Origin of the sequence: Streptomyces luteolifulvus, assembly GCF_008806595.1 — a bacterium.
Classification (GTDB): Bacteria; Actinomycetota; Actinomycetes; order Streptomycetales; family Streptomycetaceae; genus Streptomyces; species Streptomyces luteolifulvus.
Window position 1 is genome coordinate 58,449 of the sequence record NZ_VZRB01000041.1, and the last position, 13,758, is coordinate 72,206.

General features: G+C 69.2%; 13 protein-coding genes and 2 pseudogenes. 7 read left to right on the forward strand and 8 right to left on the reverse strand.

Annotated elements, in window-relative coordinates:
* Positions 1 to 3 precede the first annotated feature (3 nt).
* Positions 4 to 795: a TVP38/TMEM64 family protein gene (locus F7R91_RS35980; protein ID WP_150957050.1), complete on the reverse strand. Its 792-nt coding sequence runs from the start codon at positions 793 to 795 to the stop codon at positions 4 to 6.
* A 49-nt stretch (positions 796 to 844) separates the two neighbouring features.
* Between F7R91_RS35980 and F7R91_RS35985 the strand changes: the two genes are divergently transcribed.
* The 3 genes from F7R91_RS35985 to F7R91_RS35995 all read left to right on the forward strand — a co-directional run bounded on the left by F7R91_RS35985 (position 845) and on the right by F7R91_RS35995 (position 3,993).
* Positions 845 to 1,576, forward strand: a complete 732-nt coding sequence (locus F7R91_RS35985) for a DNA alkylation repair protein (RefSeq protein ID WP_150957053.1) — start codon at positions 845 to 847, stop codon at positions 1,574 to 1,576.
* A gap of 307 nt (positions 1,577 to 1,883) precedes the next feature.
* On the forward strand, positions 1,884 to 3,053 hold the full coding sequence (tuf, locus tag F7R91_RS35990; RefSeq protein WP_150957056.1) for an elongation factor Tu: 1,170 nt from the start codon (positions 1,884 to 1,886) through the stop codon (positions 3,051 to 3,053).
* Between the two features lie 94 nt (positions 3,054 to 3,147).
* Positions 3,148 to 3,993 carry a spermidine synthase gene (locus tag F7R91_RS35995; protein WP_150957059.1) on the forward strand — a complete coding sequence of 282 codons (846 nt, stop codon included), beginning with the start codon at positions 3,148 to 3,150 and terminating at the stop codon, positions 3,991 to 3,993.
* On the opposite strand, the pseudogene F7R91_RS43305 reads toward F7R91_RS35995, so the two are convergent.
* Positions 3,955 to 4,257, reverse strand: a pseudogene (locus tag F7R91_RS43305) (MFS transporter); the annotation flags it as partial. The gene F7R91_RS35995 and the pseudogene F7R91_RS43305 sit on opposite strands and share 39 nt — an antisense overlap.
* Positions 4,258 to 4,287: 30 nt before the next feature.
* Between F7R91_RS43305 and F7R91_RS36005 the strand changes: the two are divergent.
* Both F7R91_RS36005 and F7R91_RS42330 read left to right on the forward strand, forming a co-directional pair.
* Positions 4,288 to 5,922, forward strand: coding sequence for a recombinase family protein (locus tag F7R91_RS36005; protein WP_150957062.1), 1,635 nt, complete (start codon positions 4,288 to 4,290; stop codon positions 5,920 to 5,922).
* A gap of 187 nt (positions 5,923 to 6,109) precedes the next feature.
* Positions 6,110 to 6,574 (forward strand): Pycsar system effector family protein, encoded by a 465-nt coding sequence (locus F7R91_RS42330; RefSeq protein ID WP_191971793.1) that lies wholly within the window; start codon positions 6,110 to 6,112, stop codon positions 6,572 to 6,574.
* A 190-nt stretch (positions 6,575 to 6,764) separates the two neighbouring features.
* Here the strand turns inward: F7R91_RS42330 and F7R91_RS36015 are convergent, their stop codons facing one another.
* The 4 genes from F7R91_RS36015 to F7R91_RS36030 all read right to left on the reverse strand — a co-directional run bounded on the left by F7R91_RS36015 (position 6,765) and on the right by F7R91_RS36030 (position 10,276).
* Positions 6,765 to 8,138, reverse strand: a complete 1,374-nt coding sequence (locus F7R91_RS36015; RefSeq protein WP_150957065.1) for a replication initiator — start codon at positions 8,136 to 8,138, stop codon at positions 6,765 to 6,767.
* Between the two features lie 295 nt (positions 8,139 to 8,433).
* Entirely contained in the window at positions 8,434 to 8,631 is a 198-nt protein-coding gene (locus F7R91_RS36020; RefSeq protein WP_150957068.1) for a hypothetical protein, read from the reverse strand.
* Positions 8,628 to 9,929 carry an FtsK/SpoIIIE domain-containing protein gene (locus F7R91_RS36025; protein WP_150957071.1) on the reverse strand — a complete coding sequence of 434 codons (1,302 nt, stop codon included), beginning with the start codon at positions 9,927 to 9,929 and terminating at the stop codon, positions 8,628 to 8,630. Before F7R91_RS36025 ends, F7R91_RS36020 begins: the two co-directional genes overlap by 4 nt.
* The gene (locus F7R91_RS36030; RefSeq protein ID WP_150957074.1) at positions 9,929 to 10,276 is read right to left on the reverse strand and encodes an SCO3933 family regulatory protein; all 348 of its coding nucleotides are present in this window, start codon (positions 10,274 to 10,276) and stop codon (positions 9,929 to 9,931) included. Before F7R91_RS36030 ends, F7R91_RS36025 begins: the two co-directional genes overlap by 1 nt.
* Positions 10,277 to 10,442: 166 nt before the next feature.
* Here F7R91_RS36030 and F7R91_RS36035 point away from each other — a divergent pair, with 166 nt between their 5' ends.
* On the forward strand, positions 10,443 to 11,222 hold the full coding sequence (locus tag F7R91_RS36035) for a GntR family transcriptional regulator (RefSeq protein ID WP_150957077.1): 780 nt from the start codon (positions 10,443 to 10,445) through the stop codon (positions 11,220 to 11,222).
* Between the two features lie 410 nt (positions 11,223 to 11,632).
* Here the strand turns inward: F7R91_RS36035 and F7R91_RS36040 are convergent, their stop codons facing one another.
* Together F7R91_RS36040 and F7R91_RS36045 are read right to left on the reverse strand one after the other, a co-directional pair.
* A complete protein-coding gene (locus F7R91_RS36040) occupies positions 11,633 to 11,932 on the reverse strand; it encodes a hypothetical protein (RefSeq protein ID WP_150957080.1) in 300 nt (99 codons plus the stop codon).
* A 318-nt stretch (positions 11,933 to 12,250) separates the two neighbouring features.
* Positions 12,251 to 12,817: an ATP-binding protein gene (locus F7R91_RS36045; protein WP_150957083.1), complete on the reverse strand. Its 567-nt coding sequence runs from the start codon at positions 12,815 to 12,817 to the stop codon at positions 12,251 to 12,253.
* Positions 12,818 to 13,010: 193 nt separating this feature from the next.
* Here F7R91_RS36045 and F7R91_RS36050 point away from each other — a divergent pair.
* Positions 13,011 to 13,758, forward strand: a pseudogene (locus F7R91_RS36050) (hypothetical protein); the annotation flags it as partial.

Consider the following 13,758-nt stretch of genomic DNA (forward strand, 5'->3'; position numbering starts at 1 on the left):
GGGCTACCGCAGGCGCAGGTGGTGGCGCTTGCGCCAGGCCACCACCGCGCCCACCAGTGCCGGTACGGCGATACCGGCCATCGCGATGAGGAAGACCGGCGAGGTGGGCGTCGAGGCACGGGCGCCGGCGACGACGTACGCGGCGGTGTTCGGGATCGACCCGAGGGCCGTCGCGACGAGGAACGGGACGTATCCCATACGGGAGACCGCGGCGCAGTAGTTCGCGGCCCAGAACGGCACCCCGGGGAACAGCCGCGCGGCCAGCATCGAGCGGAAGCCGTGCCGGCTCAGCTGCCCGTCGGCGGCCTTCAGCCAGCGTCCGCGCAGCAGCGGGCGCAGGGCGTCCTGGCCGAGGATCCGGCCGAGCCCGAAGGCGACACCGGCCCCGAGCACGGTGCCCGTCAGGGCCGCGCCGACTCCCAGCTGCGAACCGAACAGCGCGCCGGCCGCCAGGTTCAGCAGCGGCCGCGGCACGAACGCCACCGTGCACATGCCGTACGCCACCGCGAACACCACCGCCGCCGCGACTCCGCCGATCTGTGGCGGCCAGCCGTCCGCCAGCAGTCTCTGCGGTTCGAAGAGCAGGACCGTGGAGGCGGCGGCCGCGAGCAGTGCGACCAGCAGGGAGAGCCGCGACCAGGGCGAGAGCAGCGCTCTCGTGCAGCGGGCGGCGAAACCGGTGGGCGCGGCGGGCGCGGTGGGCACCGGAACGGGTACGGCGACGGCGAGCTCCGTGGCGGCGGCCCGGGGAGAGGCCGTGGCGGTGCCCCCAGAGCGGGTGGTGGCATCGAGCATCCGGCGACACTAACCGACGAACATGTCTGATCGCCGTATGGTTCGTCTCATGACCGTCTCAGGCGCGGGCACCCCGGACGTGCCGGATATGCCGGACAGCACCCTCGCCGACACCGTGCTCGAGCGGCTCACGGCCGCCTACCCCGCCGGGGCCGATCCCGAGCGCGCCGTGGCCATGCGCGCGTACATGAAGGACGTGGCCCCTTTCCTGGGGCTCGCCACACCCGTGCGCCGCACCCTGTCCCGCACCGTCCTCGACGGCACGCCCCGCCCCGACGAGGCCGACTGCACCGCGATCGCCCTGCGCTGCTGGCAGTTGCCCGAGCGTGAGTACCAGTACTTCGCCGTCGACTATCTGCGCCGCCATGCGCGCGCGTGTTCCTCCGGCTTCCTTCCGGTGGCGAGGCACCTCGTCGCCACCGTCCCCTGGTGGGACACCGTCGACGCCCTCGCCGCCCATGTCGTCGGCGCACTGGTCTCGGCCGATCCCCGGCTGACGTCGGACATGGACGCCTGGATCGCGGACGACGACCTCTGGATCGCCCGCACGGCCCTGCTCCACCAGCTGCGCTACAAGCAACACACGGACGCCGAGCGGCTGTTCGCCTACTGCCTGCTCCAGTCCGGGCATCCGGACTTCTTCATCCGCAAGGCGATCGGCTGGTGTCTGCGCGAGTACGCCAAGACCGACCCGCACGCTGTACGGGACTTCCTGGCACGGGAGCGGGGACGGTTCGCCCCGCTGTCGGTGCGGGAGGCGCTGAAGAACATCGGCGCGTAGGTCTCCCGAAACCACGTATAGGTCTCCCGAAAACGATTCGACGCGGGGCAAAGCGTCGGCAATGATCGGCGTCATGTTCCGGCACGCCTTCCTCCTCGCAGCATCCGCGGCAGCGGGTGCGCCGAAGGCTGCCGTTCCCGTCATCGTGGCCGCTGTCGACGGCGCCCGAAGCTGACCCTTCCCGGATCGTCCGGCGGACCCCGCAGGGGGAGGGTCGGTAAGTCCTTGGGGGTCCCCGTCCCGGCCGCGTCCGAACGCGCCGGGGCCATCACTCAGCACCACCACTGAGAGGCTTCGAGGAACCGCCATGCCCAAGACGGCATACGTGCGCACCAAACCGCATCTGAACATCGGCACCATGGGCCATGTCGACCATGGCAAGACCACCCTGACCGCCGCCATCACCAAGGTCCTCGCCGACCGCGGGGCGTCCGCCTTCGTACCGTTCGACCGCATCGACCGCGCGCCCGAGGAGGCGGCGCGCGGCATCACCATCAACATCGCGCACGTCGAGTACGAGACCGACACCCGCCACTACGCGCACGTGGACATGCCCGGCCACGCCGACTACGTCAAGAACATGGTCACCGGGGCCGCGCAGCTCGACGGGGCGATCCTCGTCGTCTCCGCGCTCGACGGGATCATGCCGCAGACCGCCGAACACGTGCTGCTCGCACGGCAGGTGGGTGTCGACCACATCGTGGTCGCGCTCAACAAGGCCGACGCCGGAGACGAAGAGCTCAGCGACCTCGTCGAGTTGGAGGTGCGCGAGCTGCTCACCGCGCACGGCTACGGCGGCGACACCGTACCCGTCGTACGGGTCTCGGGCCTCAAGGCCCTGGAAGGGGACCCGCGGTGGACCGCCTCGGTCGAGGCGCTGCTCGACGCGGTGGACACGTACGTGCCCCTGCCCGAGCGGTATCTGGACGCGCCGTTCCTGCTGCCCGTGGAGAACGTGCTCACCATCACCGGGCGCGGAACCGTCGTCACCGGTGCGGTGGAGAGGGGCGTCGTACGGCTCGGCGACCGGGTCGAGGTGCTCGGTGCCGGGCTGGAGACCGTCGTCACCGGTCTGGAGACCTTCGGCAAGCCGATGCAGGAGGCCCAGGCCGGGGACAACGTGGCGCTGCTGCTGCGCGGGGTGGTGCGGGACGCCGTCCGGCGGGGGCACGTGGTCGCGGCGCCGGGGAGCGTGGTGCCCCGGCGACGGTTCACCGCCCAGGTGTATGTGCTGTCCGGGCGCGAGGGGGGTCGTACGACGCCCGTCTCCACCGGGTACCGGCCGCAGTTCTACATCCGGACCGCGGACGTGGTCGGTGACATCGACCTAGGTGAGGCGGCGGTGGCGCGGCCCGGCGAGACGGTCGCACTGACCGTGGAGCTGGGCCGTGAGGTGCCTCTGGAGCCAGGGTTGGGTTTCGCCATCCGTGAAGGGGGCCGGACCGTCGGGGCGGGGACCGTGACCGCCGTCGAGTAGGAATGGCCGGGTGCGTGGGGGCGGGATCGTCATGGCCGGTCGCGCAGTTCCCCGCGCCCCTGAAGGGGCGCCGCGGCACAGGCACAATGACAGGGTGACCGAGCCCATACCCGTCAGCCGCCCCGTCGATCACGGGATCGCCAAGCTGATGCCCGACGTCGACCGGAAGCGGGCCTGGCTGCTGACCGTCGACGGGGCGCCGCAGTCGTACGTCGACCTGGACGAACCGACGCACCTGGAGTTCGAGTACGCGCGGCGGCTCGGGCACGTCCTGGACACCCTCGCGGAGCCCGGGCGTGCCCTGGACGTGCTGCACCTGGGCGGCGGTGCCCTCACGCTGCCCAGATACCTGGCCGTGACCCGGCCCGGCTCCCGGCAGGACGTCGTCGAGGCCGACCGCGGCCTGCTGGGTCTTGTCACCGAGCACCTGCCCCTCCCGGACGGCGCCGACATCGCCCTGCACTGCGCGGACGCCCGGCAATGGCTGGAGGCCGCCCCCGCGGATTCCGCGGACGTCCTCGTCGCCGACGTCTTCGGCGGCTCACGGGTTCCGGCACACCTGACGTCCCTCGCCTACGTCCGCGAGGCCGCCCGCGTCCTGCGCGACGGCGGCGTCTACCTGGCCAACCTGCCCGACGCGGCGCCCTTCGCCTTCCTGCGCTCCCAACTGGCCACGCTCGCCGCCGTGTTCGAGGAGCTGCTGCTGATCGCCGAACCGGGTGTCCTGCGGGGGCGCCGCTTCGGCAACGCGGTGCTCGCCGCCGCGCACCACCCCCTCGACACGGCCACCCTGACCCGGCTCACCGCGGCCGACGCCTTCCCGGCGCGGGTCCAACACGGCCCCGCCCTGCGGGACTTCATCAGCGGGGCACGGCCGGTCCGGGACGAGGACGCCGTACCGTCACCCGAGCCCCCCGACGGAGCGTTCGGCATCGGCTGACCCGCAGGGCTTGGCGCCAGGCCCGGCGCCCTGCGCCACGGGCTTCGTCCTGCGCCGCAGATTCCGTACATCCGGAACGCACAGCACCGCCGCCGTGACCACCACGACCAGTGTCGCGCACCCCCACAGCGAGGCCGTCCGCCCGAACGCCTGCTCCGACGGACCGGCCATCGCCATGGCCACCGGGACGAGGGCCACGGAGCCGAACCAGTCGTACGCGGAGACCCGCGACAGCTTCTCCTCCGGTATTTCCTGGTGCAGCGCGCAGCACCCGCGCGAACGTAACCTCTATGTATGGCTGACGACTTGGTACAGCGAGCGCACTGGGGGAACCTCGAAGGTCAGAACTGGGCCGGCCTGGCCCGTCTGTCGACCGAGGAGGCTGAGGGCGAACTCTCTTCTGACGACAGCTTAGGAGGACAGCCCCGCCCACGGTTCATGACCGGCAGGGACATCAAGAGCACCGAGGAACAGGAGAGGGACGGCCGTCAGTTCGTCGAGAGTCGCGGCGGACGGTACGTGTACACGTACATGGAGCCGGACACGTCGGCATGGAAGCGTCGGCGCGTGCGTCTGCCCGACGACAGCATCGGATACCGCGTCGTACGGCCCGTGTACGAAGGCGCGTTGGAGGACCTGAAGCAGGCGAAGGCCCCGAACGGCGAACGCATCGACGGACTGATTGTCTACGACATCGACCGTCTGACCCGCGATCCCCGGCACCTTGAAGACGCGATCGAGACCGTGGAGCACTACCACCGGCCGATCATCGACATCACCGGCACTCTGGACCTGTTGACCGACAACGGCCGCGCCATGGCCCGTGTGGTCGTCGCCATGGCCAACAAGCAGTCAGCCGACACAGCCCGCCGAGTGCGCCGCAACCACAAGGCGAGGCGGGACCGCGGCATACCCGTCGGCGGCACGCGCCCATTCGGGTGGCAAGGGGACAAGCGCACCCTGATCCTGGCCGAGGCCCAGCACATCCGGGAAGCGGCAAAGCGCATCATCCTGGGCGCTGAGTGGCACGCGATCGTCGCCGACTGGAACCGCCAGGGGATCACCACGTCCAAGGGCAACCCATGGACGTGGATAGGCCTCAGGGACATGATGCGGAACCCGCGACTGTGCGGTTTTCGATCTCACGTCGTGATCGAGTTCGATCCGGAGTCGGGCCGAGAAATCAGGCATCTGACGACCGCGCACGATGATCAGGGCGAGCCGGTCAAGGGGCAGTGGACGCCGATTTTGGAGGTGGCCGAGTGGGAAGCCATCCAAGAGATCATCGGTGACGGTCCGATGCGTGGGGGTAGCCACAACACACGCGTCTACCTGGCCAGCGGCACGCTTCGCTGCGGCAAGGAGGATTGCGGCTCTTTGCTGCGCGCGATGAAGGCCGCGCCGAGCCGGGGCAAGTCGGAAGGCTATTTCTATTACGTCTGCCCGGCGAAGACCACGGGCAGGGGGTGTGGCGGGGTGAAGCTCCCTGGGCCGGAGACAGACGAGTTGATCCGCAAACTGGTGATCTCGAAGTACGAGGAAGAGGCCAGCCAGCGGCAGGCCGTCAAGGCGCCGGAGGAGTGGCCGAAAGAGGCCGAACTGGAGTTGATCCGTGAGGACCTCTCCGACCTCAAGAAGGCCCGTCGTCAACGGAAGATCAGCGCCGAACGGTACTACTCCGATCTCGCCGAGTACGAGGCCGAGGAGCAGCGGCTGAAGAGGGAGCGCAACGCATGGCAGCGCAAGACACTCGCGGACCAGGGCCAGCCCGTGGACATGGCCGAGGAGTGGGACAGGGACGGGATCACGCTGGCGGAGCGCCGGTCGTACGTCGCACGGACGCTCACAGCCCTGGTCGCGCTTCCCGTCGGGAGCGGACGCCGAGTGCCCTTGCGTGATCGGCTAGTTCCGGTGTGGGCCGAGAACTGATGTCGAACTCTGATGGCAGTTGCTGCGGGGGCGAGGAGCAGGCCGATCTTGGCAAGATAGGGCCAGCGAACGCATTCTCGACGTCGCAGAATGCGCCTCATGCGCCGTTCACCACGTCCAAGCGCCCTTCCCACGCCACGAGCTACGGCGTCAAGCTGACCCCAGTCTCCGACGCTGAGAGTCAGACGTGACACAGAGCCCTCCATCTACCGACACAGACAACGCAGTTGACGCAGCTCTTGCCGACGTACGAGCTGAGATCGGTCGCGCCGAGACAACTGCCGGCGCGCTGCTCACCGGATTGGGTATTCCGTTCGCCGTGCTGGTAGCCACGGTGCCGGGCAAAGAGCTTGAAACAGCAGCCGCCGTATTGCTAGGCATCGCCGGAACAGGCCTCGTCGCAGCCATGCTCGTCGTTCTCCTAGTCGTAAGACCACACTTCAGTGGGGGGCCATGCGGGACCTACAGGCTGTGGGCTGAATGCACCCCACTGCAAGTACGAGAGGACGTGACGACTGATCGACGCGCAGAACTGATCATTGGGCTTTCGCAAGCGGCTAAGCGTAAATATCGCGGTCTGCGCCTATCTGTCGACATCACGACCATGTCTCTGACGGCCATGGTGATTGCAATGGTTTTGGCACTCACTTGACCAATCCTGGGCGAGGGCCGTTGGCTGCGGCAGGCGCTGTCACGTCGCACGGCGATGCCGGCGAGCTCCATCACGCGTGGAGACCTCCAGGCCCAAAGCGGCGTTCATCCGGCGCCACTGGGCATCAGACCAGCCTGGGGACCTGCGTGCGTGCGCCCGAGCCCAAGCCATGTCCTGATCTTCTTGAGCGTCACGCTGGCCCGGCACTCAGCCCCCGTCCGTCCGCCCCGAGTTCCTCTCGCGCGATCTTCCGGTTCGTGGCGAGATCTTCGGCGACGCCAGCAGCGAGCAGAGCCGCGCCCGGGGTGTGGCCTGAGCCGACATAGCGCCAGTCCCGCTCCGTGACCGCGACGGGGATGTCGTCGTGGCCCATGTGGTGGGCGCGTTCGGCGCGGAGTGCTGCGTAGGTGGTGGAGTAGGCGCGGGATTTGGTGAGAATGTGGCCGCGGTAGCCGAGGGTGTGGGTCCAGGCCCGGAGGCGGAGGGGTTCGTACTCGACCAGGCCGCCGAGGCGCCAGCAGGCGCGCATGAGGGTGCGGACGTGTGTTCTGACGGGTGCCGTGGAGATGTCAGCCCAGGTGGTGACGGGGTGGTCGAGGCCAGCGCCGGTTTCGCTGGCTCCCTTGGTGACGTACTTCGCGACGTACGCGGCTACGGCGTCGTCTTCCGGGCCGTCGCCATCGGCGTGCAGAGGGCGGGCGTCGACCTGGTCACCCCAGCTCAGGTCCAGGTCACCGACGGCAAGGGTGTGGGGGGTGTGGACGTGGACGCGTCGGGCGGAGGCGCGTACGGCATGAGTAAGGAGGTCTGCGGTGGCCCAGGCGGGGGGTTCGTCGTCGGGTCCGGCTGGTCCGTCGAGGCGGACGACGGCGTGGACGTGGACGGCCGCCCGCTTCTGGTATTCGGCGACGCGGGCGAAGGAGAGCCGGGCGTGTTGGGCGAAGCGGGACTGCACGAGGCCGGCCGAGGAGGCGAGGCGCCGCCGGACGTCGATGACGAACCGGTCCCAGAGCTTGGATGCGTGTGCGTGCCAGAGGACGTGGCCGGTGTAGTCGTAGCACTCGGGGCAGAGCGGTTGGCCGACGATCGGGACGTCCGGGGCATGGACGGCTCCGCAGCCGAGGGGGCGGCCGTGCTCGCAGGTGCCGCCGTCGCGGCGAGGTCGGCAGACTTCCCCTGCCCGGTGGACGGGTCCGAAGGACGGAGCGGTCAGGGTGACGAAGAGCCGGGGTCGGTGGCGGACCGCCGCGGGGATGTTCTTGCCGCCGAGGAGGCCCGCGCGGACGAGGTGGAAGGTGTCTCCGGCGTGGAGGCGGGAGCAGGCCGGGCAGACGGTGGCGCGGCGGTTGCGGCAGCGGACGAGGAGACGTTCACCGGGTTCGTTGCGGGTGTCGTAGTGGTGGAGGATCTCGCCGGTCGTGCCGTTCAGGGTGGTGGTGGAGCCGGAGAGATGGATGGGGTGGGAGCAGCCGCCGGTTGCGGTGATCTGTTCCAGCCAGCGGGGGAACTTGGGGTCTTGGGCGAGGCGGATGGCGTCTCGGTCGGTTTCGGGGAGCTGACGCAGGCGCGCCGCGCGGTCGAGGGCGGCGCGCCTGTCAGCCGGTGTGAACTCCGGGGTGATGGTGGTGACCTTCCTCGGTGAGCCGCCGCAGCGGCACGGATGTGGGTCGGCGGCGCGTGGTGGGTCATGGGGATCACTCCCTGCGTGGTCGGGTGTGGCGGTGGTTCAGCGGATGGTTCCGGTGCCCCGGCAGACGCGGCAGCGCCGGATCCGTCCGGTCCAGGTCTTGCGGGCTCCGTCGCCCTTGCAGTGGGGGCACCTCACGCGAGGCATGGGCATGGCCGGGTGTCCTTTCCGCTCAGGTGTGGGAGAAGCCGCTGATGAACCAGGTCACGAGCCCGTGGATGGTGAAGACCACGGGGGTCTGGCCGAGGTAGAGGCCGAAGAGGCCGACGCAGACGGCTTCCCAGGCGCGGACGTCGCGGGAGCGGACGAGGAGGACGGTGATGATCCCGAAGATCACCGCGAACGTGAACGCCGTTCCTTCGATGATCACTTGCTGTCTCCTTCCGGGGCCGCGAGCGCGCGGCTGACGAGGGGCAGGTCCGGTGTCATGGCGGAGTACTTGCGGGCCGTGGCCACGGCCTCATCAGTGGGGGTGAGGTGGGAACGGGCGCGGCTCCAGCTGCCGTCCGGGCCGGTGCAGACGGCCACGCCGCGTTCCTCCGCCGTGATGGCTTGGGCGACGGCCACGGCGTCCTTGTTGAGGTCGCCGAGGGTCATTTCGGCGGTGCCGGGGTCGTTGACCCGGTGGCAGATGCGGCCGCCAAGCTGTGCACGCAGCGCGGTGACCCCGGGGCCGAGGTCGGAGCCGACGCGTTGGCCGGCCACGACCAGGTGAATGCCGAGGGCGGCGCCGAGCTGGGCCAGCCGCAGCAGCAGCGTGGAGCACTGCTCGGCCTGCGCCTTGCTCTCGCGGGTGCCGTCCGACAGGTACAGCTCGGCGATCTCGTCGACCAGGACGACCACCGGAACGGGCCGCAGCTTGTCCGGGAGCTCCCAGATGGAGCGGACCCCGGCCGACCGGCACGCCCTCATCCGGTCCTGCATGTCGAGCACCAGAGCCGAGAGCACGGCCACCGCCTCACGCCGACACGTGGCCAGCGCGCTCAACCGTCCAGCGAACAGGCCGAGTTCCATACCGCCCTTGCAGTCGACGCCGACCAGGGCGACGCGCTGTGTGGCGAGTTGGGTGATGAGCCGGGCCAGCAAGGTGGACTTGCCGGACCGGGTGGCCCCGGTGATCAGCCAGTGCGGCACGAGACGCAGGTTCATCACCCACGCCCCGCCCGTCTCCAGCGCACCGATCAGAGCGGAGAGCAGCTCGGCCGGAGCCGTGGCTAAGCCCGGCCGCTCCAGCGGATCACGCGCCATCGCGGTGAGCAGCACGAGACCGCGTTCCGGCGAGGTGACCCGCACCGCATGCACCTTCCATGCGTGCACGAACGCATCAGCCGCCTTCAGATACGTCGCCGGGGTCTGACCCGCGTGCAGCCGCACCGCCACGCTCAGCCCCATGGGTGTGACGCGCGGGAAGGAGCAGCGCGGCGCCACCGGCCGCACCGGGTCACCCTTGACCAGCAGATGACCGACGAGGGTCCGGGCCGGAAGCCGGGACACCGCGAGGTCGTTGAGGACGGCGACCCGCCGCCAGGTGAACACCGCCCGCCACGCGGTCACCGGGTAGCCGACGAGGTACCAGTGCCAGACCGGACGATGCTGGCGCACCAGGTCACCGACCACGAGCATCCAGGCCAGCACGGCCAGGGCGAAGGCGAGGACGATGGGTCCCATCACGCCCCACCGCCCTTGCCCTGCACAGCGGTGCCGTGCACGGGCGTGATGGCGTCCGCGCGGAAGCTGACGCCGTGCCGGTCGCCCATCGCCCACATGAACGCGGTCAGTCCGGTGACCTTCACGATCTGGCCCTCGTCGATGCCCTTGGGCTCACCACTCACGGCGATCTCGATGACGGAGATCCGCCGGCGGTCCTGCCGCACGGTGACCGCCACGGTCCAGACCGGGTTGCCGTCGCGGTCCTTCTTCACCTCCTGTGTCTCGGGGTTGCTGATCTTTGCTTCGGGCGCGATGGCGCACCGCAGTACGCCCAGTCGCGCCGTGTCCACGGGAATGGACTGCATTTCTTCGGCCTCCCTGGCCATCAGAACGCCAGCCTCATACTGACGTCACTTGTCCTTACGAGTTAGGACTATGGAGTCCTGTACGGCAAGAGCACAAGTACTTATGCTGACGAGTGATGTCGCACGTGCGACGTGCCTACGACCGCGACCCGTCGGAGATGCCCAGATGTCGGAGATCCAGCGCCCCGGAGCTCTCTACCAGCAGGTGGCCGCCGCCATCCGCGAAGCGATCCTGTCGGGCGAGTTCGCCCCCGACTCCCTGCTGCCGTCCGAAGCCCAGCTCATGGCCCGCTACGGCGTCTCGCGCCCCACCGTCCGCAACGCGATCGCGGCTCTGCGCGCGGAGGGACTCATCGACGTCCGTCACGGCAAGGGCAGTTTCGTGCGCTCCGACGGACAGCCGGCCCTCACCATCGAGCGGCGCATCAGCCGCACCGCGGACGGCAAGTTCGTCATGCCCAACGGCGACGTCTGGCAGGAGACCGAGGAGCCCAGCACCTACCGCACGCACACCACGAAGACCACCGGCCAACTCCTCCAACTCGGCGAGGAGGAAGCCTTGTTCGGCTGTGACCGGCTGCTCTTCGACCCGAGCACGGGCACGCGCGCGATGCACCGAACCCTGATCCCGTTGGTCGTCGCCGACGGCATCCCGCTGCTGGGCGAGGAGCCGTGCAAGCGCCCGGCAGCGTTCTACCGGTTGCTCACCGAGGACGGCCACAAGCTCACGTGGTCGGAGACCGTACGCGCCCGCATGCCTCTGCCCGACGAGCGGACCACGCTCCAGCTCCCCGACGCGACACCGATCCTGCACCTGTCCCGCGTCACCCACGACACCGACGACCGGCCCCTGATCCTCGAAGAACTCCGCATCGGCGCCGACCGCGCCGAACTCACCTACCGGATCACCGCCGACAAACAACCCGCACGACGCACCCGAGCCTGACCGACAACCCGCATCGGTCGAAACAGCCTTCACTTCCTCAAGGGCGCGCCTGCGGCGCGCCGGGACGCCCGGCCGCCCCGGCCGGGCGTGCGGCGTGACCGCCGGTCCCGGCCGGTCGCCGAACGCCCCACACCGCAGCACGCCCGAGGGATCGAGGCGACGACCGGCCGCCGAGGGCCGGAGCCCACGGGGCTGGGGGTCGCCGGCCGGAGAGACTTTACGCAGCCACCATGGGGCGAGCCTCGAAGAACAGGGGGCCAATCGGGCACACCAGCGGGCAGGTCCAGTACCTGCCCGATTCGCCGGGCGAGCGTAAGGCCCCCTGTTCACTCGCCCCATGGCAGCTCCAGCCCAAAGTCTCTCCAGCCAGCTACGTGCCCACGCGCACCGCTCACCAGCGGAAACACCCCTCACCGCGCACCACCGTCACCATCGGCGAGCCTCTCCAGGAGCCCCGCGAGCCGGACGGCCGCACCGGGCAAGCCCACCAGGCGCACCACCCCGTGCCCGTCGTCGTTCGTCGCCGCTACGGCCCGTAACTCGGACGGCTCGAACTCTGCTACGAGGAGTGCAAAGTTCAGTTGATCAGCGGCCTCACGCGCCACACGCCACCCCGCCATGTAGTCGACGCCACGCACCCACAGACCGGATCCCACGTCCGCCGCGTCGTCCAGCCCGTCGCTCAGCCAGCCCTCACCCGGACCGCTCACGTGTCCCACCTCTGCCCTGATTTAGATAACGGATCGTCAACTCTGTTTGGCCCAGGGCAGATGCACAGCACGAAGGCCCCGGTACCATCAGGCACCGGGGATCTTCGCGTTCCCCAACCGGGCCACCCTTCGCTTTCCAGGGCTGATGGGGTGGCCCGGTCTCGGTCTTCGGTTGTGAAGCGTGGCCCCTGGGAGCTGAGTGGGGATCTCAGCGAACCGTCCCAGGAGCCACGCCCCGTTCGCCGGATGAGCTACCTTCCGGCACCCGACTGCCGCGCACTCGTGAGAGAGCGAGACGCGCGACGACAGCCGGAGATCTCATGACGGCAGGCCCCGAGTTTCGGCGTCGAGGTCGAGGCGGCACCACACGGTCTTTCCGCCCCGGTCTTCCGGTGTCCACCAGACCGCCGCCGCCAAGCGCTGAACGATGAGCAGCCCCCGGCCGCTGTCCGGTAGGACCGCTTCCGACAGCTCTTCCATCAGGCCCGGCCAGAACGTGTCACCGAGGGGCAGCAACGGCGGCGACGAGTCCTCATCCGCAACCCCGATGAACAGCCACTTCGGCCACACCTTGAAGTGCACGTCGACACGACGGGAGCCGCCAGGACGTGTCAGGGAGCATTCCGGCACCACATGGTTCACCACGTTCCCGACCAGCTCTGAAACGATCAGCCGAGCGTCGTCCACCATCTCGCCGGCGCCCACACCCCGGAGGAACTCGGCCGTCTGGTCACGTGCGACGCGTGCCGCGTTGCCGCAGTCGGCGAAGAGGGTCAGCGTCAGGTAGTGGCCACCGGACGTGGGATCCGGCGCGGTGAACCAGTGTGCGTACGCATCCAGTTCATTCGATAAGTGCGCGTGTGATCGCGCTCTTCTCGCGTCCATGAACGGGTCCCGTCTCAGGTCACGTCTACCGAGGCCCTCCCGGCAGGGTGACGAGGGTGCACCCTTCAACCCACCTGCCGCTCCCCCCTCTTGGGGACCCCCCTCACCGGTACACTCGGAGTTAGGACGTGAGTGCAGATCGAGAGAGCCGATCTGACGAAGAGCGTCAGGTCAATCACGATGGGGAAGTGAGATGGCCGAGGCAGCACCGACACCGGCAGCTCTGCCGCCGCATGTGCTTGAGCGCGCGGACGTGCGGTCAGCGATCGCCAACCACGACTTCGGCGAAGTCTTCAGACTCGCCAAGCTCCACGGCCACATCAGCTACGCCAAGATCTCCGAAGCCGTCGGCTACAAGCGCGAACACATCGGCAAGATGGCCCGCCCCGAGACCGACGGCAAGGGCGTCCGCCCACGGATCACCCAGCACTACAAGATCCTCGAAGTCGTCGACGGACTCCGCATCCCCGGCCATCTCGCAGGACTCGCACCCCGCCCATGGGAGCTGGAACGACCGGCCACCCCCTCCCGGACCGACGACCCCAGCACCCTGATCGCACAGGGCGGGGCTGGGCTGTGGGACATCGCCGAGATGCTCCGGCGCACCGAGATGTCCAGTATCAACAGCGCCGCCCTGGAGTCGATCGAACAGGGCATTGACCAACTGGCCCGCGCCTACCCGTACGCCGATGCCGACTACCTCCACGACCGCACCCGCAACGGCCTCCAGTACGTTACCAAGCAGCTTGAAGGCCGGATGACTCTCCGTCAGCACCGGGAACTGCTCGTCGACACCGGATGGCTGTTCCTACTTAGAGGTCGCGCAGATAGGCGCGGTGCTGGTACCCCGGCAGCAAGACAGGCACAGGTCCTGGTGATCATGGAGTTGCGACGCTCTGTGATCACCGGGGAGACCTGTGCCTGTGCTGCCATCATGGCTG